This is a genomic window from Ignavibacteriales bacterium, assembly GCA_026390575.1.
GTDB lineage: Bacteria > Bacteroidota > Ignavibacteria > UBA10030 > UBA10030 > Fen-1298.
The window spans coordinates 1-23,740 of the sequence record JAPLFR010000002.1 but is presented as its reverse complement, the minus strand read 5'-3'; the positions used below and the strand labels follow the sequence as shown (position 1 = coordinate 23,740).

The 23,740-nt window shown below is 42.8% G+C and carries 19 protein-coding genes; 16 read left to right on the top strand and 3 right to left on the bottom strand.

The window, feature by feature from the left end; all coding sequences use genetic code 11:
* The first annotated feature begins 16 nt into the window (after window positions 1-16).
* The 3 genes from NTX44_02200 to NTX44_02190 all read left to right on the top strand — a co-directional run bounded on the left by NTX44_02200 (window position 17) and on the right by NTX44_02190 (window position 3,159).
* Window positions 17-970, top strand: coding sequence for an acetyl-CoA carboxylase carboxyltransferase subunit alpha (locus NTX44_02200; protein MCX6120416.1), 954 nt, complete (start codon window positions 17-19; stop codon window positions 968-970).
* Between the two features lie 116 nt (window positions 971-1,086).
* Window positions 1,087-1,524: a thioesterase family protein gene (locus NTX44_02195; GenBank protein ID MCX6120415.1), complete on the top strand. Its 438-nt coding sequence runs from the start codon at window positions 1,087-1,089 to the stop codon at window positions 1,522-1,524.
* A gap of 129 nt (window positions 1,525-1,653) precedes the next feature.
* Entirely contained in the window at window positions 1,654-3,159 is a 1,506-nt protein-coding gene (locus tag NTX44_02190; GenBank protein ID MCX6120414.1) for a polysaccharide biosynthesis C-terminal domain-containing protein, read from the top strand.
* Window positions 3,160-3,273: 114 nt separating this feature from the next.
* Here the strand turns inward: NTX44_02190 and NTX44_02185 are convergent, their stop codons facing one another.
* Both NTX44_02185 and NTX44_02180 read right to left on the bottom strand, forming a co-directional pair.
* Entirely contained in the window at window positions 3,274-4,047 is a 774-nt protein-coding gene (locus NTX44_02185; protein ID MCX6120413.1) for a twitching motility protein PilT, read from the bottom strand.
* Window positions 4,048-4,121: 74 nt separating this feature from the next.
* Window positions 4,122-5,225, bottom strand: coding sequence for a hybrid sensor histidine kinase/response regulator (locus NTX44_02180; protein MCX6120412.1), 1,104 nt, complete (start codon window positions 5,223-5,225; stop codon window positions 4,122-4,124).
* 385 nt (window positions 5,226-5,610) lie between these two features.
* Here NTX44_02180 and efp point away from each other — a divergent pair, with 385 nt between their 5' ends.
* The 10 genes from efp (at window position 5,611) to NTX44_02130 (ending at window position 17,682) form a co-directional block, all read left to right on the top strand.
* Window positions 5,611-6,174 (top strand): elongation factor P, encoded by a 564-nt coding sequence (gene efp / locus NTX44_02175; GenBank protein ID MCX6120411.1) that lies wholly within the window; start codon window positions 5,611-5,613, stop codon window positions 6,172-6,174.
* Between the two features lie 62 nt (window positions 6,175-6,236).
* Complete coding sequence (accB, locus tag NTX44_02170) at window positions 6,237-6,713, top strand: acetyl-CoA carboxylase biotin carboxyl carrier protein (GenBank protein MCX6120410.1); 477 nt, start codon at window positions 6,237-6,239, stop codon at window positions 6,711-6,713.
* A gap of 32 nt (window positions 6,714-6,745) precedes the next feature.
* Window positions 6,746-8,086, top strand: coding sequence for an acetyl-CoA carboxylase biotin carboxylase subunit (gene accC / locus NTX44_02165; GenBank protein ID MCX6120409.1), 1,341 nt, complete (start codon window positions 6,746-6,748; stop codon window positions 8,084-8,086).
* A gap of 106 nt (window positions 8,087-8,192) precedes the next feature.
* Window positions 8,193-8,573, top strand: coding sequence for a glycine cleavage system protein GcvH (gcvH, locus tag NTX44_02160; GenBank protein MCX6120408.1), 381 nt, complete (start codon window positions 8,193-8,195; stop codon window positions 8,571-8,573).
* Between the two features lie 76 nt (window positions 8,574-8,649).
* Window positions 8,650-10,809, top strand: coding sequence for a PAS domain S-box protein (locus tag NTX44_02155; protein ID MCX6120407.1), 2,160 nt, complete (start codon window positions 8,650-8,652; stop codon window positions 10,807-10,809).
* Window positions 10,802-11,473 carry a response regulator transcription factor gene (locus NTX44_02150; protein MCX6120406.1) on the top strand — a complete coding sequence of 224 codons (672 nt, stop codon included), beginning with the start codon at window positions 10,802-10,804 and terminating at the stop codon, window positions 11,471-11,473. The genes NTX44_02155 and NTX44_02150 overlap by 8 nt, the downstream gene beginning before the upstream one ends.
* 600 nt (window positions 11,474-12,073) lie before the next feature.
* The gene (locus tag NTX44_02145) at window positions 12,074-14,812 is read left to right on the top strand and encodes an FG-GAP-like repeat-containing protein (protein MCX6120405.1); all 2,739 of its coding nucleotides are present in this window, start codon (window positions 12,074-12,076) and stop codon (window positions 14,810-14,812) included.
* Window positions 14,813-15,928: 1,116 nt separating this feature from the next.
* Window positions 15,929-16,843: an IS1595 family transposase gene (locus NTX44_02140; GenBank protein MCX6120404.1), complete on the top strand. Its 915-nt coding sequence runs from the start codon at window positions 15,929-15,931 to the stop codon at window positions 16,841-16,843.
* Between the two features lie 33 nt (window positions 16,844-16,876).
* Complete coding sequence (locus NTX44_02135; protein MCX6120403.1) at window positions 16,877-17,518, top strand: hypothetical protein; 642 nt, start codon at window positions 16,877-16,879, stop codon at window positions 17,516-17,518.
* Window positions 17,515-17,682 (top strand): hypothetical protein, encoded by a 168-nt coding sequence (locus NTX44_02130; GenBank protein ID MCX6120402.1) that lies wholly within the window; start codon window positions 17,515-17,517, stop codon window positions 17,680-17,682. Before NTX44_02135 ends, NTX44_02130 begins: the two co-directional genes overlap by 4 nt.
* A 157-nt stretch (window positions 17,683-17,839) precedes the next feature.
* On the opposite strand, the gene NTX44_02125 is transcribed toward NTX44_02130, so the two are convergent.
* Window positions 17,840-18,250 (bottom strand): hypothetical protein, encoded by a 411-nt coding sequence (locus NTX44_02125; protein MCX6120401.1) that lies wholly within the window; start codon window positions 18,248-18,250, stop codon window positions 17,840-17,842.
* A gap of 164 nt (window positions 18,251-18,414) precedes the next feature.
* On the opposite strand from NTX44_02125, the gene NTX44_02120 reads away from it, so the two are divergent.
* The 3 genes from NTX44_02120 to NTX44_02110 are packed head-to-tail and all read left to right on the top strand — an operon-like array spanning window position 18,415 to window position 23,736.
* Window positions 18,415-18,825, top strand: coding sequence for a response regulator transcription factor (locus NTX44_02120; GenBank protein ID MCX6120400.1), 411 nt, complete (start codon window positions 18,415-18,417; stop codon window positions 18,823-18,825).
* A 27-nt stretch (window positions 18,826-18,852) separates the two neighbouring features.
* Complete coding sequence (locus NTX44_02115; protein ID MCX6120399.1) at window positions 18,853-19,257, top strand: response regulator transcription factor; 405 nt, start codon at window positions 18,853-18,855, stop codon at window positions 19,255-19,257.
* Window positions 19,258-19,314: 57 nt separating this feature from the next.
* Entirely contained in the window at window positions 19,315-23,736 is a 4,422-nt protein-coding gene (locus NTX44_02110; GenBank protein MCX6120398.1) for a hypothetical protein, read from the top strand.
* The last annotated feature ends 4 nt before the right edge of the window (window positions 23,737-23,740 follow it).

Sequence of the window (23,740 nt, the reverse complement as noted above, 5' to 3'; positions counted from 1 at the left end):
CAAGGAGATTTTCCCTATGGCAAAAGTTATACTGGATTTTGAACGTCCAATTCTTGAGCTTGAACAAAAAATTATGGAGATGCGCAATTACGCAGACAATCTCGATATTGCCGACGAAATCGCTACACTCGAACAAAAAGTGGATCAGCTTCGTATGAACGTTTATAGCAATTTGACACGGTGGCAGAGAGTCCAGCTTGCCCGGCATCCGGATCGGCCATATACGTTGGATTACATCCAACTCATGACGGAAGACTTTATAGAATTGCATGGCGATCGTCGATTTGGTGATGATAAAGCGATTGTTGCTGGTTTTTGCAAGATCGACACAGAAACAGTACTTATTGTCGGACATCAAAAAGGAAGAGACACACGCTCTAACATATACCGAAATTTTGGTATGCCTAATCCGGAAGGATACCGCAAAGCGCTTCGTTTGATGCAGCTTGCAGCTAAATTTGGCAGACCTATCATCACTCTGCTTGATACACCGGGAGCATATCCGGGAATAGGTGCGGAAGAGCGTGGTCAGGGTGAAGCGATTGCACGCAATATGTTCGAGATGTCGCATCTTCCCGTACCGATTATTATCGTTGTTATCGGTGAAGGAGCTTCAGGGGGCGCGCTCGGCATTGGCGTTGGTGATCGTGTGCTGATGTTTGAAAATTCCTGGTATTCTGTTATTTCACCGGAATCCTGTTCAAGCATCCTCTGGCGGAGTTGGGAATATAAAGAACAAGCGGCTGAAGCACTGAAGCTCACCGCGCCTGATTTATTAGAACAAGGAATCATTGATCGGATCATTCCAGAACCAAAAGGCGGTGCGCACCGCAATCCAAAACTGATGGCGCAGACGCTGAAAGAGACGCTTCTGGAGGAGCTGAAAGCGCTGCAAAAGATAAAACCGGATCGTCTCGTTCATCTTCGTGTCGAAAAGTTTTCGAAGATGGGCGCGTGGAAAGAGAAATAAAAAAGTATCAAGTAAAAAGTCCAAAGTAAATAACAGAGAGCAGATTGCAGATGACAGATGGTAGAAAAAAGTTATCAATTACTAATCACTAAATCACCAGATCATTAAATCTGTTAATGATAAAGCACATCACAGAAATCCGTGTTCGATATGCGGATACGGATCAAATGAAAGTTGTCTATCACGGAAAATATTTTGAATATTTTGAAGTAGGACGCGCTGCATTGATCCGTTCACTCGGATTACCTTACTCAGAGCTTGAAACCCGTGGTATTCTTCTCCCCGTCATTGAAGCATTTGCAAAATATCGAAAACCAGCCCGCTATGACGATCTGCTTTCTATTGAAGCGATCGTTCCAGAATTACCTAAAGCGACACTGAAAATACACTATCAAGTATTCCGAAATCATGAGGAAGAACTGCTTGCGGAAGGGTACACGATTCATAGCTTTTTAGATGTCGCCACAGGGAAACCAACACGGCCGCCGTTATATTTCATGCAAATTATGGAGAAGGCACTGATGACACCTGTGAACTCCTTAGGACAAGATTGATACCTGATTACAGAATGCGATTGCAGATACTTGACGACGGAAGTAATACGTAGTACGTCGAACGTACCAAGATGCAATGCTATGATGATGAAGATTGAGAACTGAATACTGATTACTGACTGCTAATGCATGCTGGATAAAATTCTCCGCCTTGGAAAAGAGACTGCCATCTACGGTTTGAGCACCGTTGTCGGGCGATTATTAAACTTTCTTATTGTCCCGTTTTATGCCAACGTTCTCCTGCCGGCCGAAAACGGCGTCATCTCTAATATCTATGCGTACATTGCTTTTGCTTACGTCATTTTTTGTTATGGCATGGAGCCGGCATATATGCGCTTTGTGTCATCTCTGGAACTTGGCGATAAGAAACAAAACTTCAGTGTTCCGTTTCTCTCTCTGTTAGCAACATCAGTTTTACTTGCGCTGGCAATCCATTTCAATTCACCTGCGCTGGCGTCATTCTTAGGTGTTGATTCATCACAACATTACTTTATACAATATGCAGGATGGATTCTTTGCTTAGATGCGCTGACGATCATTCCGTTCGCTTCTCTGCGAATGGAGCAGAAGGCGAAGCGATTTGCAGCATTAAAAATTTTCAACATCACAGCGAATCTTCTTCTCAATCTCGGATTGATACTTGGTCTCGGTATGCATGCTGAAGGAGTATTTCTCGCAAACCTCTTAGCATCCGGACTCACCTTTCTTGCAATGATTGGCATGGTGCTTCGACGGTTAACTTTCAAATTTCCCGTCGGATTATATAAAGAGATTCTTCAATTTGGTCTTCCGTATATTCCTGCCGGACTTGCAGGTATTGCGATGCAAGTGATCGATCGTCCAATCGTTAAAGCATTGACCAACGATGCAACGCTCGGAATCTACCAGCTCAATTACCGACTTGGCATTTTTATGATGCTCATTGTCGGAATGTTTGATTATGCTTGGCGGCCCTTTTTCCTCAATCACGCCAAAGATGCCGACGCAAAACCGCTCTTTGCAAAAGTGTTCACCTATTTTGTACTTGGTGCTATGTCCGTTTTCCTTACTATTTCGTTATTCATTGAAGACATTGTCCGGATGAAATTCTTTGGAAAACAATTCTTTCCGCCGATTTACTGGCAAGGAGTTGAGATCGTTCCCTGGGTACTGCTGGCGTATGTCTTCACCGGAGCGTACGTTGTGTTTGTCGTCGGTGTGTATCTTGAAAAGAAAACAAAATATCTTCCGTTTATTACCGGCGCTGGTGCATTGTTGAATGTTGGTGCAAACTTATTTCTCATTCCTAAAATAGGGATTCTTGGTGCAGCGCTTTCAACGTTGTTCAGTTATATCGTCATGGCGACGGGAATGTATTTTGCATCTCAGCGATTCTATCGAGTAGAGTACGAATGGAATAAAGTGTTGACGATTGCTGGGTCAGCAGCATGCATGTTTATACTATATCGTGTACTGCATTTACAGCCGCTTGATCCTATGAGTATAGTAGTGAAGCTTGTACTGGTGATTGCATTTGGAGCTGCATTGGTACTCCTGAAGGTGATTGATGCAAGAGAGATGAGTGAGATGAAATCGATTGTTCAGAAGGTATTAACGCGTTCCTCCTCTTCAAAGTCCTCAGAAGAACTGCCCTAATCCTGAATGTATTGAAAAAGTCAATTGTAACGTAGATTGGATTGGTATTCCGATCATATTTTAGGAACATGAAATCTTCCTGTTCTGCATTTCAGTGAACCTTAATTCCAGTTCTCAATTATTTTTATTTGGATAATCGGGATGAGACCGCCCAGAGAAGATTTCCTGCACACATGCATTCATGTGTTGATAGTGTGATCCTTTCCAGTATATTCGGTCGCACGATGAGCACCGCTGATACTCGTTGCACCAATCCTTTACCCTGAGTGGAATTCGTGAAAGTATCGCTTCTTTCTCTACAAGCTGAAGCTTTGAATTACATTTGATACAACGAGTCAATGGAGATGCCAAATTGTAAAGATCAAACCACTCAAGTACTTCAACAATTTGAAAGTGTGGATCTATGTTCTTTATCAGATAAGCATGGGTGAGTGATTCGATATCCAATAACGACTTGCTTCTGCTTAAGAGTATCCGATTTTCGTTTTTTGAAATTGTAATGAGGGATTCCTTCGTCCAATTGTTTTGATAGAGCGTGTCGAAACCGAACATCCGTAGGTGATGGGCGAGCTTTCCCAGATGCACATCAAGGATAAACTTCGGCTGACGGAGAGGATGGTCCCGTACTTTTGTTACGGAGGAGATGTCGAAATTCTCAAATACCGGATAAAAGGCGACCCGATCGTTTTCCTCCAGGTGGTACGTTAGGCCGACTGGTTTGTTATTGATAAGGGCTAAGTCAATGACGTCGGAAGGGATTCCGATTTTGTTTAGGAGATCTTTTAAAACTGCATTTGACGGAAGAGACAGAGGGAAAGTCATGAACCTCTGATTCGGCGGAAGAAAATCGCTCAACTCAGCATAGCATCGAATAGAAACAACTGGCATCTTTTCCTCGGACAATCTATGCAGGTTATCATCGGAGTGCAGATGACAAGGTATCGCCAACGCCAATAGTACAACTATTTCATCGGGAGCAGTGGCAGGGAAAGAGAAATAGTCGTTCCCTGCCCTTGTATGCTGTTTACGAAAATATTGCCGCCGTGAATTTCTGTCAAACGTTTTGCAATCATCAATCCCAATCCCAGACCTTGCTGTTCATGCCGTTCCCGATCGAATTGCATGAACATATGAATCTTCTTGATTTGCTCTTCGGACATTCCGCGTCCATTGTCTTTTATTGTTATTATGCCCATTTCGTTTTCGCGAGCAGTCGAAATTATCACTTGCGTGCCGACAGTAGAAAATTTAAATGCATTGTCCATCACTTGCTGCAGTAATTGTTTTAAATATTGTTCAGAAATTGCAATAGAGATGGGAGAGAGGTTCAAGGCGAGGTCGGTGGACCGGTTAAAAGAAGACGCAAGCTCTTCTGCAACACGCGTAAGGATCTGATGTGCTTCTTGAGAACCCATTTGGCGAGATGCAGAAATCTTCGCTTGATCATTCTGGAGGAACAGGCATTGTGTGTGGATCCAAAATTTTTCCAGCGTTTGATTCATCCGCACAGCCGAATCAAACAATGACTGTGCAAGGCCCTTAATTTCTTCAGGCGCCATTTCTTCTGCCTGCGATTTTAGAAGTTCGGCTAAGCCTAATATCCCTGTCATTGGTGTCCGCAGTTCGTGCGGCAGTGCCCGTGTAATACTTTCACTCAATTCATCAATTGCGCGCTGCGATTCGTTTTTCCTCTCATCGGCTTCGTCCAAACGCACTTGCACTGCATGAATGAAATCATCCGCATCAATCGGCTTGAGGATAAAATCGCTGGCACCGAGATTCATCCCTTTTCGAAGATGAGTGCGCGGGTCTTCACCTGTCAAAAAAACGAATGGAATGTGTGCAGTCGATTCATGCCGGTGCAATTCTTCCAGGGTTTCAAATCCATCCATACCCGGCATTCGGATATCACACACAATGAGATCTGGCAGAATCCTCAATGCTAAATCCACTCCCTCTTTTCCATCTGTGGCTTCTTCCATTTCATATCCAGACATTTCGAGCAATAGTCGGACCACCTTCCGCATTCCAGCGTCATCTTCAATACATAAAATTCGTTTTGTCATGAGTCGTTCTTCACTTTTGCTCTAATGTATTTATAGAGATTGGCAGTATCACTGCGTTCATTTTGTTGATCTCTATATTCTTACATTGTAAAGAATATAAACACCAAACGTGCCAATAGAAAGGAGTTAGATAAAAAAAAGGAATAAACCGAAAATAGAACTATAGAAGTGAAGGAAAGGTTGTAAATAGGAGAAAAATGCAAAAGTGGTTCATAAAATTTTATAAAAAAGTATCTATATAGGCTAAGAAGGTTTATCTGGACTTATCACGAATTTAGATTTACGTGTTTCTTGACTTTTCTGCTAAGTTTATGTATCTTTTTCCCTTAAAATTCAAAAAATAGTATCATTTTTGTAAAAAATAGAGAGGATTTGAAGGTTACTCATGGCTTCAACTTCTGATTTTCGTATTGGCATGGTTATAGTATTTAATGGAGAATTACACAGGATTGAGGAATATATTCACCGAACTCCGGGAAATCTTCGTGCTTTCGTGCAAGCAAAGCTTCGCAATCTTAGGAGTGGTCGGGTAACAGAAACCCGCTTTCGGTCTGGCGAAGAGGTGGAAGAAATCCGCGTTGAGCAGAAAGAATTCCAATATCTCTTCCACGATGGCGCCAGTTATCAATTTATGGATAAACAGAGCTACGAGCAGATGCCAGTGGACGAAAAGGCATTGGGCGAAGGCGCAAAATTTTTAAAGGAAGGCGAAACAGTCCAACTGCAGATGGTGGGTTTGGATATTGTTGGAGCGGAAATCCCGCAGCATGTGGAGTTAAAAGTTACCGAAACGGAGCCGGGTATTAAAGGTAATACCGCAACCGGTGCTTTAAAACCGGCCACTGTAGAAACCGGCGCGAGTATCAATGTACCGCTCTTTATCAACGAGGGCGATGTTATTCGGGTGGATACAAGAACAGGTAAATATTTAGAACGCGTGAATAGTTAAGTGAACTCACCTTCCAAAAGAAGAAGCTTGCTTTATTGAGATTTCTTTATAACGGAGATCTGATGAACCTTTCTTATATAAAAAAAATTATCAAACTGGTCGAAAACAGTTCGATCGACGAGTTAGAGCTTGAAGAAGAAGGGACGAAAATCAAAGTTGCGCGTAATCGCAACTCTGGGGTTTTCGTACAGACTGCAAATTCTGCACAAATGGCAGTACCGCAAGCCACACCATCACATATTCTCCAGCCCGCAGAATCGGTCAATCCTGCATCACACGGTGTTCCGTCGGAATCAAAATATCATGAGGTTCGTTCACCCATTGTTGGTACTTTTTATCGTGCCCCATCTCCCGATGCAGAACCATATGTCGAAGTAGGGCAGACAGTACAGGTCGGTTCGGTTATGTGCATTGTTGAAGCGATGAAATTAATGAATGAAATAGAATCAGATTGCAACGGCACTGTAGTGAATATCGTTGCAGAGAACGGCAAACCAGTCGAATATAATCAAGTTTTGTTTCTGATTGAGAAGGCGTAGTGATTCATTCTCAATCTGGAAACCGCACTCCTTTGTTTAAGAAAATCCTTATAGCAAATCGGGGGGAAATTGCGCTGCGTATCATTCGCGCTGCCCGTGAATTAGGAATCAAGACGGTTGCCGTGTACTCCGAAGCTGATCGTGATTCTCTTCATGTCAAGTTTGCCGATGAAGCTGTTTGCATCGGTCCGCCGTCAAGCAAGCAGAGTTACCTCAATATTCCGCGTTTGATTGCCGCTGCAGAAGTGACAGATGCCGATGCTATTCATCCCGGGTACGGCTTCCTTGCAGAAAATGCAAACTTCGCCGATATCTGCGCATCATCCGGCCTCACGTTCATCGGTCCTCGTCCGGATGCAATTACTTCTATGGGCGACAAAGCGCTTGCGAAAGAAACCATGAAGAAAGCGGGAGTGCCTGTCGTACCGGGGAGCGAAGGTACTATTTCAGATATTACTGAAGCAAAAAAGATCGCGGATGAGATTGGTCTTCCTGTTATCATTAAAGCAACAGCAGGAGGCGGGGGGAGAGGTATGCGCATTGTCCGTTCGCTCGAAGAACTGGAGAATGCATACCTGACAGCAAAGCACGAAGCGGAAACTGCATTTGGGAATGCAGCAGTCTATATTGAAAAATACATAGAAGAACCTCGTCATGTCGAAATTCAGATTATGGGCGATCAGTACGGAACGGTTGTCCATTTCGGCGAACGCGATTGCAGTATTCAACGAAGGCACCAAAAGTTAGCCGAGGAATCACCGTCACCAGCACTTACTCCAGAACTTCGCGAAGCAATGGGCCTTGCGGCAGTGAAAGGTGCAAAAAGTGTCAGATATGTTGGAGCAGGGACTGTGGAGTTCTTGTTAGACAAAGACAAGAGCTTCTATTTCATGGAGATGAACACACGCATTCAAGTAGAGCATCCAGTTTCGGAAGAAGTCATGGGAGTAGATTTATTGAAGCTGCAGATCCAAATGGCTGCGGGAGAGCGCCTGAAAAAAATTCAGGTGAAACCGCAATGGCATGTCATTGAATGCCGCATCAATGCAGAAGATCCGGCAATGGGATTCCGGCCAAGCCCAGGTAAGATTACGAGTCTGCATTTCCCCGGCGGTTTTGGCGTGCGTGTCGATACGCATATTTATGCCGGCTATGTGATTCCGCCGTACTACGATTCGTTAATTGCCAAGTTGATTGTGAAAGCCAAAACCAGAGAAGAAGCGATTACGAAGATGTACTACGCGCTGGATGAATTTATCATCGAAGGAATCAAGACCACGATTCCATTCCACAAAAAGTTGATGTTGAATGATAAATTTAAAAGCGGCGATTTCGATACAAAGTTTATCGAATCATTTGTGTTTGATGATTAAATTTTAGACATTCAACAAAGAGTATGGTTGTGGGATTTACCGCGTTTCATCGGCGGCAGATACACAACTTCATTTTAAAAACCTTCTCTAAGCGTAAGAGGTTGCTATGAACTTCCCCGAACATGTGAAATATACAGCAGACCATGAATGGATCCGAGTTGAAGGACAATTTGGCTGGATTGGAATTACGGATTATGCCCAAAGTGAATTAGGAGATATTGTGTACATTGAGATACCTGCCGTTGGAACAAAAGTAGAAAAAGGTAAATCATTTGGAACGATTGAAGCTGTAAAAGCCGTCTCCGATTTGTTTGCACCTGTCGCCGGCGAAGTGGTCGAAGTGAATGCAGAGATGAAAGATCATCCGGAAGTTGTCAATAAAGATCCATACGGAAAAGGATGGATGGTAAAGATCGCGATCACCGAGCCTGCTCAGTTGGACACGCTCCTCGACGTGCAAGCATACAAAACACTCGTAGGAAAGTAGTCCGCACACAATACTGAAAATTCTTGATAAGGCATACGCATCTGCCTTTGGTGTGATGTAAGGAATGAATAGACCTGTGTGGAAAAGTAGTACATCAAACGAAAGCCTTCTTACACCGCCTGCGAAACACACGTTGACGTTTTTACTTTGCGGCGGCCTGCTCCTGACGTTTCTATTAGTTGTAAGTATATATTTCTTACAGAAGCCCGCGTTATATTTTGTACTCATCGGATTTTGTTTTATTCTCTTCTTGCTGATAGCACAGCGAAATCGAAAAATTAGTTACGGTCTCAAACAGTTCAATGCAGTGCTGAACTCTTCCTCAAATCCAATCCACGTAACTGATGGCAGCGGTGTAACTCGTTATGCAAATCCGGCATTTCTACAATGGAGTGGAATGAATCAATCTTCCGTTATAGGACAGAATCTTTTCGATCTTATGAAAATCACTACCCATACGGGGAGTAAAGAAAGTGGCTGGTCTTCGGCGAAATCAGATCTTGTATCTGATAAGGTATGGAAAGGAGAAGTGGAATTTGCACGACCAGACGGACAAATGGCTATTGCAGATTTGATTCTTTCCCCAGTCCTTGATGCGAACGGAACGCTTTTAGAATGCATCGCCTTGCACAAGGACCTCGCGGAAAGAAAAGAGTTTACGCGAAAAATGATCGAAACGCAGCGCCAGTACCGCAGTATTGTAGAAAGCTCGCTCGACGGGATTATGATCGTGCAGAATGAACGGCTCGTGTATGTCAATCCATCAGCAATCAATATCTTCGGTTATGCATCAGCGGAAGAAATGCAATCGCTTCATTTTACGGAAACCGTTGCTCCGCCGAACAAACCATACCTTACGCTGACGCCTGATGGTCGTTCCATAGGAGACGAAGTCCTGAGGAATTACGAGCTGCGCGGTTTGACGAAACAGGGAAAGATGATAGACCTGGAAGCAAACGCACATGTGATTGCATGGAATGATCATCCAGCTGTGCAAGCGTCGTTTCGTACTATCACCGAACGAAAAATGCTCGAACGCGAACAGACGCTCTGGCTCTGGGAACAAGAAACACTCAGTGATATCGACCGAAAACTTGTTGGTGTTGTCGATTTGAATAAAATATTTGCCGCAATTTTGCAGCACACATTAAACCTGACACGTGCACATTTTGGCGGTGTTCTCCTGTTTGATGAATCAAATTTGCACATACAATGGAATTCGATGTGCGGCAACACACTTCAGCATACGGCAGAAATGTTCCAACCCAGTGACACGCTGCGTGATATTCTCAGAAGGGAAGATCCGCTGATTATACAAAATTCCAAGACCAATACACAATATCCGCTTTCCCGGCTTTCACTTGTTGGAGAGGAACAACTTATTTCAACTGCATGGCTTCCGTTGATTGTAGAAGGAAAGCATAGGGGGATGCTTGTTGTAGGATACCGCCAGTACCACGATTTTGCCGGACGCGAGATGCGGCTGCTTACCTCGCTTGCCGAGAAACATTCTATCGCAATGGTCAACGCTCAACTGTATACAGATCTTCTTCAACGGGAAAAAGAATTAGAAATTCTCTCCGGCGCACGTGTGCAGGCGCAGGAAGACGAACGCAGACGCATCGCACGAGAAATCCATGACGGTCTTGGTCAGATGCTGACCGCTATCAAATTCAATCTTGAAATTCTGGAAGATATGATTACGGCGGGCAAGGATGAACGTGAACGTATTGATGATATGAAGAATTTGCTTGACAGCGTGATGAAGGAAGCGCGCGAAATTTCATACAACCTGATGCCGAGCGTCCTTGAGGATTTTGGATTGGCGCCTGCGCTTCAGCTTCTGAGCGAACAATTTGCTAATCGAACGAATGTGAAAGTTCAATTTCAAGCGCATGGTGTCAACGACCGGTTCGACACAAATTTGGAAATAGGCCTGTACAGAATCGCGCAAGAGTCGCTCAATAATATATCGAAGCATGCAGAAGCCACAGAGGTCAATCTGCAAATTATTCATCATAGCAAGGGCATTCGCCTCGTTATCGAAGACAATGGAAAGGGCATCACCACTCAGCCAAGCCTTATCCGTGCAACAGGCAAGGGCGGTATGGGATTGCCGGGTATGCGCGACCGCGCTTCTTCGATCGGCGGCGCACTCACCATTGATTCGACGCCGAACCATGGAACACTGATTACTGTCGAAGTACCAATACTAAAATCGAATACTCATGAATAAAATCCGAATTCTTCTCGCGGATGATCATCCGATGGTTCGCAGCGGTCTTATTAAATTATTAGAACCGTACAAAGAATTTGTCGTGGTCGGTGAAGCCGGCGATGGGGAAGAAGCAGTTGCGATGACTAAGAAGTTGGAACCTGATATTGTTATCATCGATCTCTCGATGCCGAAACTTTCAGGAATTGAAGCCACAAAGCTTATACGAAAAAATAATCCCACCACCAAAGTTCTTGTGCTGACGATGCACGATAACGAAGAATATGTGTATCAGATATTTAAGTGCGGTGCCGGCGGCTATATGTTGAAAAATACAGGGAAAGATGACCTTGCCGCCGCCATACGTGCTGTAGCAAAAGGAGAGACCTTCTTTAGTCCGCGTGTCTCAGAAATTATGGTGAACGCATACTTGCGGAAAGCGGATGTACGGGAAGAACTTCCCCTCAGCAATGAAGACGTCCTTCTCACGAAACGTGAAAAGGAAATCCTCTTCTATATTGCGGATGGATTAAACAATTCCCAGATAGCCGAAAAACTTTTCATCAGCGCAAGAACAGTCGACACGCATCGAACAAACATCATGCAAAAGCTCGATATCCACGACGCCGCCAATCTTGTCCGATACGCATTGAGCAAGAAAGAGAAACATCGTTCAAACCCCTAATGGGATCAGAACAACGTTCTTCTGGACTTTTCATTAAAACATTTTTCATTCCGTAAAATATCTTCTCTTTTTGAGACAGTGAACATTATCTCTTCTTATCAACAAGATTGTGCTTTTGATAAATGACATCGATTAGCCCAAACGGATGTAAGGAAGGGGGAAAAAACGATCGTAACTGAGAGTTATTGACGTCTCGTTTTAGGAAAAATTCTCATTTTTAGTCGTGATCAGAAAAGCGATATAGCTTTTACGCAATCTCAAGAGTGTAGATTCTTTTCAAATCTTCAAAATGGTACCACTGCAATTCCTCTAGACATAATTGAAACTAATTCTCCATTTTTCATGTTATTATCATTGATTTTAGCACTTTCAATCATTAAATTTTATTAAGTAAATTACGCAAAAGAATAAATTTTTTTGTTCTAGGAACGCATGGGCATTTGTGCGTGTTGTTGTCGATATCAGAAAATTCCTATACGATCTAGGAAATAGTCGTAATCTCGATCTGAATAATACGGACTCAAGTATTACTGCAAAGCTTTTTGTAAAAAAGATCACAAAGAAATATTTTTAATTTTTTCCAATGCAAAGGGGTTACTTATGCAACTCGTTAAAAGTTCGTTCATAAAAAATATTTTCTTCATTGTCGTACTCACGTTACTCTATGCAAATGAGGTGAGGACACAAGGTGCAGTTCCTTCTATTGCCTCCTTCTCTCCGGCCTCGGGTCCGATAGGTGCAAGTGTCACAATCAACGGTGCGAACTTTAATTCTATTCCAGCGAACAATATAGTTTATTTTGGTCCTGTGAAAGCTGTCGTAACATCGGCAAGTTCAACATCACTCACAGTAAATGTTCCTGTTGGCGCAACATACCAACCGTTATCCGTAACAGACGTTGTAACAGGATTGACGGCATATTCCAATGCGCCGTTTGTAACAACTTTCACGGGCAGTACAACCATAAGAGCATCATCATTTGCCTCGAATGTAGATTTCCTCGATGATGCGTACTCATTTGATATTGCGATTAGTGATTTAGATGGTGATGGTAAAACGGATGTTGTCGTTTCAAATTCGAGTAACAACACTCTCTCCATTTATAGAAACATAAGCATAAGCGGTACTATCTCGTCAGGATCATTCGCAGCAAAGGTGAACGTACCAACTGGAAATAATCCTATGGGAGTAGTTGTTAGTGATATAGACGGTGACGGTAAGCCGGATATTATCGTTTGCAATGGTGGCGAAGCGACAGTTTCAGTTTATCGGAACATGAGTACCAGCGGAAGCATTTCCTTTGCCCCAAGAGTGAACTTCCAGACGGGAGCAGGAGTCATTAGTTTGGCGATTGGTGATCTTGACCGTGATGGAAAACCTGATATTGTCACTGCCAACAACACTTCAATTTCTGTGTTACGAAACATAAGCACGATCGGTTCAACGTCATTTGCTTCAGGAGTTCATATTCCAGCTTCAGGAAATCCGTATCGAGCAGCAATAAAAGATATCGATGGTGATGGGAAACCGGACATTGTGATTACCAATAATACGATCAATAGTGTATCGGTGTATCAGAATATAGGTACAGGTTATGGCATATCATCAGGAACGTTCGCATTACCCGTGTATTTTGCAACAGGAGAAAATCCGATCGGTGTTGCGGTTGGTGATGTCGATGGCGATGGGAAAATGGATATGGTCGTCGCAAATGTTATGGGCAATACGATTTCTGTTTTTCAAAACATAGGTACTACCGGAAATATCACAACAGGATCGTTTGCTCCGAAAGTCGATTTCTCGACTGCAAGTGCCACTGTTAATAATCCATATGATGTTGCACTTTGTGATTTGAATGGCGACGGTAAGCCGGAAATTGTAACAGCGAATAGCACCAGTGAAAAAGTTTCAATATTTCTTAATATATGTGCCAGCGGTAATGTTACGCTAGATTCTTTTGCCCCTAAGGTCGATATATCGACTGGACTTGCTCCTTATGGGTTGAAGATCGGTGATATAGATGGAGATGGCAAGCCGGATATTTTGACTGCTAATTATTTTGGTAATTCATTCTCGATATCACGCAACTTAATTTCTCCTGATCAGCCTCCTATCGCCAAGGCGGGCCCGGATCAAACTGTTACCGTGGGTACACAAGTAATACTCAACGGTTCAGCTTCTTCAGATCCGGATGGAGATGTGTTGTCATATTTATGGCAAGAAGGAGGGGCGACACTTGGAACAGCTCCGCAAATTACAGTATCATTACCAGTGGGTATTCATACTATTACGTTAACAGTTAACGATAATAATGGTGGAACATGTTCTGATATTGTTGTTGTGACTGTTTTAGCAACAATAAATCACCCGCCTGTTGCCAATGCAGGGTCAGATCAAACGGTTAATGAAGGTGTTCAAGTGACACTGAACGGTTCAGCTTCATCAGATCCAGATGGAGATGCTCTGACGTATTCTTGGAATGAAGGAACAAACATCCTTGGTACAGGTGTGCAACTTGCAGTAACGTTACCGGTTGGGACTCATACCATAACACTTGTAGTGTCTGACGGCCATTTGACCGCTTCCGATGATGTCATCATTAATGTTGTGGCTGCAGCACCGCCCACAATTGTGGTGAAGGACACGCATATTAATTTATGGCCGGCAAATCATAAATACGTCAACATCAAAGTCGCTGACATTGTCGTTTCTGCCAATGACAGCAAAGGATTACCGATTGAAATTAGCAAAATCCGAATTGCTTCTGTTAGCAGCGACGAACCGGAAAACGTTCCCGGTGATGGTAACACGTATAACGATATTGTTATTAGCAATGACGCAAAGTGCGTAAACTTGCGCGCAGAACGACAAGATTGGGGAAACGGGAGAGTATATACAATTAACCTCATAGTGCTGGATGCAAACGGTAATAAAGGACAGGCAAGCTATGAAGTATGGGTTCCTAAGAGCCAAGGTGCTAAGAATGTCATCAATGATGGCGTTGCGTATACTGTGGAAGCATCCTCTTTAGGAAAGAACGTATCTGAATTATCACTCCTAGAATCCGATCAGCCGAGTGGATTTAAACTATATGATAATTATCCGAATCCATTCAATCCGAGTACAGAAATAAGTTTTGCGATTCAAGAAAATAATTTCGTGTCGTTGAAAGTCTATGATCTCTTGGGTCATGAGGTAGCGACACTTGTGAATGATCAATTAAGTTCTGGACTATACTCTATCCAATTTAATGCGAACAGGTTGTCGAGCGGAACGTATATTTATCGTCTGATAGCTGGCACCTCAGTCCAGACGAAGAGAATGCTCCTGATGAAATAAGCGAGTAGATGAGTAGAGTAAATGTCTGACATCTTCCTAACGAGTCAAAAAGGAGATGTCAGACATTTTACATAGGGGAATGAAGTGAGTTTTTATTTATAAGTTTATCAGAAAAGAGCCTCGGCATTTGTCGAGGTTTTTTTTAGACTAAAAAAAAACAACAACTAAGCCCCAAGTCAAGAAACCCATTGAACAAGTTCAGTCATTTTTGGAAACGATGAAACGCATTATTCGGGTAAATCCACAAGAAATAAAATTGCCGAAACAATAAGGACTAGTTTTTTTATTATTGCTTTTCATTTATGTCCTCTACGATAATTGAACAAAAAAATTGAATCAATGATTTACTATATGAGACATCTGAATAATCGATTTTATTATGGTAGTCGCGCTTTTCAGATTGCGTTTTCTGAACACAATTGCGAACTAACCTTCCCGCCGTCCCACAAGCGAGACTTTGGCAGGCGGGAGTTCGCGACTACCGTTATTCAATTAATATTTCAGAGATCTCTCTATATAAATCCCAAAAACTTTTTCATCTCTCTATTAACAAGCAAAAACTTTTTTCTAAATCCTTCAACATTTACACTCACTTTACTCAATTAACACAGTACTTTTTATGCTGTAAGTAACTCTTTCTTTAGGACTTACGCCAAGTGTTCCCTATCTATGGTATCAAGATATTTTTCCACAATCTTCACAACTTTTGCACACTTTACCTGATTGCAACAAGTCTTCTCTATTAATATCAGCAAAAACTTTTTCATCTCTCTATAATACAAGCAAAAATATTTTACTAAAGTCTGCCGCGCTTACATCCACTTTACCCAATTAGCACAACACTATTTAAGCTTTAAGTAACTCTTTTTTCGATCTTACCTCAAATTTCCTCTATCTACGGTATCAAAGTCTTTTTTCATCTTTTCTGTCACTTTTACGTCACTTTACCTGATTGCGCGACCTATTTTAAAAATTGCGTTTCGCTGAAAACAGTCCATTTTCGCCGAATTCTTAGTAACATCAGGCATACATCTACGGTATTTACCGTAATTATACGCTTGACATTACCAGAGAATTGTTGTATATTTGTGTAGTTAAAAACTCAAGGAAACGACCATGAAAAAGACAATCGAAGAACCCAAGATCAATAACCTGCTTCAACTCATTAAACGATTCCCTACTGAAGAATCTTGTAGAGAGTTTCTTATTCAATCCAGATGGGGAGATAAGCCCGTATGCGTCCATTGCGGAAGCACTGAGAAGATGTATAAGATTCAAGGTGGAAAACTCTTTAAATGCTCTGCTTGCAAAAAGCCGTTTTCTGTTAAAGTTGGCACTATTTTCGAGGATTCCGCACTTCCTTTGCAGAAGTGGTTTCATGCGATGTTCGTTGTGTCTGCACACAAGAAAGGTATTTCTTCCTGCCAGCTTGCTAAAGATATTAGTGTTCGTCAAGCTACTGCTTGGCACATGTTGCATAGAATAAGGCTTACCATGACAACGGGTTCTTTTGAAAAACCTCTTGGTGGTATCGTTGAAGTTGATGAAACCTTTATTGGCGGTACAAGACACGGTTATGGCAAAGGATTCAATCCAGAAAAATCCCCGGTCTTTGGTATGGTGGAACGCGGTGGAAATGCTCGAATAGAAACTATTCCAAACGTTAAAGCAGAAACCATAAAGCCAATTATCAGAAAAGGTGTAACTCCCGATTCTACCCTTATGACAGACAACTACACTGCATACAAAGGACTGGATAAAGAGTTCAAAGATCATAAAGTTATTAACCATAGCGCACACAAATACGTTGATGGTATCATTCACACAAACACCATTGAAGGATTTTGGAGCTTGCTTAAACGCGGTATTGTTGGTATATATCATCATACCTCTAAAAAACATTTACATAGATACTGCGAAGAGTTTGAATATCGCTACAATTCTCGCAAACAAAATGACTCTGTAAGATTTGGTTTATTGTTAGGCGCATGTGAAGGAAGATTGACATATAGAGCCTTGATTAATAAATAGAATAATTCAAAATAAATACGATCAAATAAGCAATTGAACAACTGGTTAAAAATACGAAAACAACGGCTGTATAAATCAGTTGAAGAAAGTGCCTATGGATATATTCTCTGGAGTGTATGTTCTTCGATTGGGATAGGCACTCTCGTATTTCTTTTTTCTTGGATAAGAAATCATTTAATAAATATCCTGACCAAACCAATAATGCGATGGGGTACAATAGAGATATTATTTGTAGTGTTTTATATAATACTTGTGAGTTCATTCATGTTCCTTTTAGGCATACGAACAAAAAAATCTCTCAGCAAACCAAACGAAGTTGAATCTATTAATCCGATTAAAGAAGAAGAAACGTCGATCTTTAAACCTGTACAAAAAGAACCCATTCAACCTGAAAAATTCCATACTTTCGATAATATTACCTTTATGTATCATGCCAATAGCGGAAAAATTTACGATGGTTGTTACTGTTCCAAACATCATGTGCAAATGCTCGCCAAAGAAAAAAGAGCAATGGGTATGCGCTATAGTATTATTGAATTTAAGTGCCGATTGTGCAAAGAGCATTTTGAGGTGGACGTAGTTACTCTTGATGCTATCCATACAAATTTTCAGGTAATTCTTCAGGCATATATAAAAGGTCATCTCACAGAACTCCCCATAAGGTCAGACACATGAACAAACCCAAACCAACGAATAAACATGCCACTAAACGCGGACGCAAAACAAAGATTGAAATGATCTTCGATGGAAACATGAAAGGAAAAGCCATACCTTTCCATGAGTTCATACAGCGTATTGTTCGGGTAAATCCGCAAGAGATTAAATTACCGAAACAGTAAAGAATATTTTTATTTTCTTTATTCATAAGAGTAATCTCAAATGTCCGAAAAATCCCGCACTCAATATTCTCAAATTATACGTGAATCAAGATATATGTACTGGGGTGCGCTCCTGACAATTAATGGAATACTTCTTAGCGTATTCTCTGCTATTTATTTACTTTCTGCCACAGGGAATCATCTTCTTATCCTTCTTTTGGTTCTCTTTTCTGTGTTCTCTTGTTGGCTCATCGTGTGGAGCTTTTTGAAAACCAAAGAGCTTTATGAACAGATTTTTGACGATTATGAAATCATAGATACTATGACCGAGAAAATCTTGCATGAGACTATAGAAAAAAGAATCTCCGAGAGTGGCGTCATTGTACGAATAGAATCTATTGTTCAATCGTTTTTGTTTATCGAGATGTTTATACTGCTTCTTATACTTTTGCGGTAGCCAACCGGGAATATCTCCACCCCAAAGTAACCAATCACCCATATCGTTCACATAAGTTTCCCTTGACACCCCGAATCGTTTCTTAAATACATTTGGTATTACTCTGTCATTTTTGGCTAATATCGGCGTCATTTAGTAACCTCAAGCGTATAATTACGGTATTTACCGTAGACGCCTACGGTAATCCCTGTATTCTTCAAAATACGGTGATCAATTGATTCGTCACAACTACCCCAATGCTATATTATCCCCAGTAATTAAAGGAGTATTCTCATTTTTCAGAAGGGAAAAAGAGTATGAACAGAATCAAAGTTCTTATCGCTGATGACCACCGAGATTTTCGGAAAGTCGTCCATGATTTTCTTGATCGATTGCCGAATGTCTCAGTTGTTGGAGAAGCGATAGACGGCGATGACGCAATCAAGAAAGTAGAGAAACTTTTTCCCGATGTTGTGCTGATGGATATCTCGATGCCTTTGATGAATGGAATTGAGGCTACGCGGATTATCAAACAGCGATGGCCGGAAACGAAAGTGCTTATTGCCACGAATCATGACGATCCGATGTATCGCAAGCAGGCACTTGAAGCGCGCGCGGATGGATTTATACTCAAAGGTTCAATGAAGCCATCGCTCGAAGCGACATTCAGTGTTCAGAGGGAGCAGCAAAGTATTCCTAGTGACTATGAATTACAAATTATCAAATAATAAAAACCAACAATAAGGAGTAATACCATGTACAAACTCAAAGTTCTTTTAGCCGATGATCACGACAGTTTCCGTCGGATCTTAATTGCGTTTTTGAGAGCGCAAAAAGATATAGAAGTAGTCGGAGAAGCCATCGATGGGCAGGAAGCAGTCGAACAGGCAGAACGGTTTCACCCCGATCTCGTTCTGATGGATATTCACATGCCGAAGCAGAATGGCATTGAAGCAACGAAGGCGATCAAAAATCGATGGCCCGGCACGAAAGTATTTATTCTCTCGATGGATCCGAGCGAGTTCTATCGCAGGAACACACAGGATTTTGCCGATGGATTTATTGCGAAAACCTCGATGAAGAGTGCGCTTCTCTCCATTCTTTCCAGCGAGCAGCATTCGCATATGCAGCCAATGGTAGCCAGTGCTTACGCGGCATGATGTATTCAACAATGGAATCAATAATGAAACAAAAGAGCATATTCAGATTCTAACAAAGTGAAAAAAGCAATTCACATATTGCTCATTTCGCTCTTTGCAGTACTTGTACTGTCGTGGGATCAATCTGCTCTAGCAGCAGTGACTGTTACTGCCGCCACAGGTGGAACAAATATTTCTGCAGATAAAGCAGCAAATGCTACATCTCCTGCCTGGACGGCACTTGGGAACATTGTCATAACCGAAGGTGCAAACGGCGATTTTGCTACCGGTACAGGTGTAACATTTATTCTTACTGCACCAGCAGGATGGCAATTTAACACACCAGGTTCTGTTTCAACTACAGTCACCGGTGGTACAGGTGGCAACCAGAATGTCGCTGTCACCAATACATCAGTAACTGCATCAACGATTACATTAACCTTAAGTATTGGGGGCACGAATAAAACAGATATTTTAACAATCATCGGCGTTCAAGTTCAACCTATTGATGGTGGGAATCTCCCTGGTTCAGGTAATATCTTAAGAACTTCAGCAAACCCAGGAACAGCAACCGTTACTGGTATTACAAATGGTACTACAAACTTTGGTTCCCTCTCTCAAGTTGTCGGCAATCTCAGTCAGCTTGTCGTGACATTACCGGGACAAACCTTCACCGATGCTTCAACGAAGGCGGCAAGCGGAAATTCCGGTACTATAACGGCACCGACTGCAGGTGCGGCGTTTGACCTTGCAAAACTGACTGCAACTGATCAGTTCGTGAATATTATTGCTTCATATTCCGGTGCTAAAACAATCAGTTATACAGGCCCCGGCGGCACTAACCAAACTTATACAACATCTGTTTCCTTCACGAGTGGTCAATCGACAACCACTCTTTCGACAACACTTTACAAAGCAGAATCAGTTGCCATTACTGCCAGCGATGGAACGATCACTGGCCCTGCAAGTTCGGCACTAACTGTTAATCCGGCCGCGTTTGCAAAAATGCAATTGTTGGTGCCTGGTGAGGCTGCAGATCCGGGAACTCCGACAGGAATTGGAAAAACAGGCACTCCGAATGCAACCACAGCTGGTTCATCGTTCTCTATCACAGCGAATGCTGTCGATACTTATTGGAACACAGTCACAACAATAACAGATTTGATAGGTATCACTTCTGATGATGCAAATGCAGTATTACCAGCAAATGCAAATCTAATTGCAGGTACCAAGGCTTTTTCCGTTACACTGAAAACTTCTGGTAGTAAAAAAATTACCGCCTCAGATTTAACTGATGGCGTAAAGACAGCCAATACAAGTCCTACAATTACAGTGAATCCGGGGGCATTTTCTAAGCTCCAGATTCTGTTGCCAAACCAAACGGCAGCTCCAGGATCAGCACAAGGCTGGACAGGATTTACTACAGCGAGAAATGCAGGTGAATCATTTAACCTGGTGGTGAATGCTGTTGACGATCACTGGAATGTTATAACTTCGGTTTCGCATGTTGTTGGGATAACATCTACAGATGCCTATGCTATTTTACCGGCAAACACAGCTTTATCGTTGGGGACGGTGACACTAAGTGTAACATTAAAATCAACTCAATATCCAACGTTAACTGCAACAGATATTTCTGACGGTACAAAAACACCAGCTACAACCGCATCCATTACAGTTAACGCTGGCGCCTTTACGAAACTCCAGATACTTCTTCCTGGAGAAAGTTCGGTTCCGGGATCATCATCCGGAAAGACTGGAACAGTAACACCGCAAACAGCTGGAACATCGTTCAACGTTACGGTAAATGCTGTTGATACTTATTGGAATCTGGTCAACACCATAACAGATGCTGTTGGAATTACTTCATCAGATTTGAACGCGGTTCTTCCATCGAATGCAGCACTCGTCTCTGGCACGAACCAATATGCAGTGACATTGAAAGCCGGCGGCAGTACAACTACTATTACGGCGACAGACATTACTGATGGAGCGAAGACCGCTGCCGTCAGTTCTTATGAGACTGTTAACGCAGGAACATTTACAAAATTGCAGCTGCTCGTGCCCGGTGAATCAGCCGCTGCTGGCTCAACATCAGGAAAGACAGGCTCACCCATTTCTCAAACTGTAAATTCATCATTTAATGCTACAGTTAATGCGGTCGATGCCTACTGGAACGTCGTCAATTCAACAGATGTCGTCCAATTTACTGCGAGTTGCGCCGCAACATTGCCGCCTAATACTGCTCTCGCTGCTGGTACGAAAACTTTAAGTGTGATTTTAAATGCCACCGGTAGTCAGACGATTGCAGTCAGCGATGTTACAAACTCCGGGATGACACCATCTACCAGCGGTTCGATTACGGTCATTGCTGGAGCAGTTGGAACTGTAACAGCCGCAACTGGGGGTGGCGCAGTCTCTGCTGATAACACTGGCGTAACATACACTTCCCTTACCGGACCTGTATATCAAGAAGGAGCAACAGGTCAAGTCACGACAGGAACACTTGTACTCAATGTGCCCTCAGGTTACATTTTCGACACCGGCGGTACCCAACCGACAGTCAGTGTTGGACATGTAAGCGGCACCGGCTCGGATATAACAATATCCGCAGTGACGACAACCTCTACGCAAATATCATTCACTGTTAACTCAAGTAGCACTAGTTCTGTCATCAATTCATTGACCTGGCAGAATATCCGTATCCGACCCACTGCTGGAACACCTCTCGCCAGTGGAAATATCACAAGCTCCGGTACTTCGACACTCGTTGGCGTAAGTCATGGTTCTACAAATTTCGGAACATTAACAGAGACAGCAGGTGCGACTGTAAAACTTGTTGTAACTCTTCCCAATCAGACATTCACAGCTGGTGTCGGTGTGAGTGGAACACCCACAGCACAGACGGCCAGCGCTGCATTTAATATTGTTTCACTGACTGCAACAGATCAGTTCTTTAACGTTACGACGTCCTACAGCGGATCAAAGACGATTAGTTACAGCGGTCCAGGCGGCAGCCCAACGTATACAACAGCAGTAAGCTTCACGAATGGTCAGTCGACAACTACGTTAGCCACAACTCTGTTGATGGCAGAAGCGACGACGATAACTGCAGGCGATGGTTCAATCTCTGGACCGGCAAGTTCTTCGTTAACAATTAATGCTGGTTCACCAATTAAATTACTACTCCTGGTACCTGGAGAAACGGCAAACGCAGGAACAACCGGCAATGGAAAAACTGGAACAGCATCTCAACCCACAGCAGGAGCATCGTTTGATGTCACTATCAACGCGGTTGATACTTATTGGAACGTAGCAAACTCATCCCATGTCGTTTCGATTACTTCAACAGACGCCAATGCAACAATGCCGGCAAATAAAGCGCTGTCATCCGGGTCAACGGTCTTTAGTGTAACACTACCGACCTTACAATCGACGACATTGACAGTAACCGATATAACCACTGGCTTAGCCTTCAGCTCAAGCCCAGCTCTCACAGTGGTTGCTGGTACATTTACGAAATTGCAGATACTCATGCCGGGAGAGACGGCGGCTCCAGGCACGACAAATGGTAAGACAGGTACACCGACAGCACAGAGTGCAGTAACTGCTTTCAATGTTACAGTCAATGCAGTTGATGCAAATTGGAACGTTATCCCAACAGCGACTGATGTTGTCGGCATCACTTCATCTGATCTGAATGCAACGCTGCCGGCGAATGCTGCATTGTCTTCAGGAACTCATACATTTAGCGTGACACTCCGGACGGCGGGCACTTCTACTGTGACTTCAATGGATATCACAGATGGTGGAAAGACTTCCAACACAAGCCCCAGCACAACGGTAAATACAGGTGCGTTTACAAAACTGCAAATACTTGTTCCGGGTGAGACAGCAGCACCTGGAAGTACCACGGGTAAAACAGGAACACCAACAGCAAGCAATGTGGGTAATCTATTTCAAGTAGATGTAAATTCAGTTGATGCCAGTTGGAATCCGGTAACCGCTACGGATGTAGTTGGTATTACTTCGAGCGATGGTGCCGCTACATTGCCAGCCAATGCTGCGCTTGTTGGTGGCACTCAAACATTCAATATTACTCTAAACACAGTCGGTAGTCCGACAATCACAGCTACAGATATTACTAACGGCGCAAAAACTGCAAATACAAGTCCATCCATCACTGTTAATGCCGCAGGCACTGGGAGTGTAACTCCAGCGACCGGCGGTAGTGCAATCTCCGCAGATAATACGGGAGGTTCTTGGACAGATATAACTGGTCCAGTATATGCAGAGGCAACGAGTGGCAATGCTGGTCAATATAATACCACAATTATTCTCAACGCGCCAGCAGGATTCATTTTCAATGTAATACGGCACAGAAAATGTCAGGTTAAGCGGACAGTGAAAATGTCAGGTTCACGGGTAGTACCTTGTATGTGCACACACTCACAAAGGAACCCCAGAAATGCACCTGACCATGAACACCAAAGAACGTGAACGA

Coding starts and splice junctions, on each gene's coding strand:
- NTX44_02115 (MCX6120399.1), top strand. CDS start 18,853: ATGTACAAACTCAAAGTTCTTTTAGCCGATGATCACGACAGTTTCCGT.
- accB (MCX6120410.1), top strand. CDS start 6,237: ATGAACCTTTCTTATATAAAAAAAATTATCAAACTGGTCGAAAACAGT.
- NTX44_02120 (MCX6120400.1), top strand. CDS start 18,415: ATGAACAGAATCAAAGTTCTTATCGCTGATGACCACCGAGATTTTCGG.
- NTX44_02185 (MCX6120413.1), bottom strand. CDS start 4,047: ATGCCAGTTGTTTCTATTCGATGCTATGCTGAGTTGAGCGATTTTCTT.
- gcvH (MCX6120408.1), top strand. CDS start 8,193: ATGAACTTCCCCGAACATGTGAAATATACAGCAGACCATGAATGGATC.
- NTX44_02200 (MCX6120416.1), top strand. CDS start 17: ATGGCAAAAGTTATACTGGATTTTGAACGTCCAATTCTTGAGCTTGAA.
- NTX44_02145 (MCX6120405.1), top strand. CDS start 12,074: ATGCAACTCGTTAAAAGTTCGTTCATAAAAAATATTTTCTTCATTGTC.
- NTX44_02190 (MCX6120414.1), top strand. CDS start 1,654: ATGCTGGATAAAATTCTCCGCCTTGGAAAAGAGACTGCCATCTACGGT.
- NTX44_02195 (MCX6120415.1), top strand. CDS start 1,087: ATGATAAAGCACATCACAGAAATCCGTGTTCGATATGCGGATACGGAT.
- NTX44_02125 (MCX6120401.1), bottom strand. CDS start 18,250: ATGACGCCGATATTAGCCAAAAATGACAGAGTAATACCAAATGTATTT.
- efp (MCX6120411.1), top strand. CDS start 5,611: ATGGCTTCAACTTCTGATTTTCGTATTGGCATGGTTATAGTATTTAAT.
- NTX44_02140 (MCX6120404.1), top strand. CDS start 15,929: ATGAAAAAGACAATCGAAGAACCCAAGATCAATAACCTGCTTCAACTC.
- NTX44_02150 (MCX6120406.1), top strand. CDS start 10,802: ATGAATAAAATCCGAATTCTTCTCGCGGATGATCATCCGATGGTTCGC.
- NTX44_02130 (MCX6120402.1), top strand. CDS start 17,515: ATGAACAAACCCAAACCAACGAATAAACATGCCACTAAACGCGGACGC.
- NTX44_02180 (MCX6120412.1), bottom strand. CDS start 5,225: ATGACAAAACGAATTTTATGTATTGAAGATGACGCTGGAATGCGGAAG.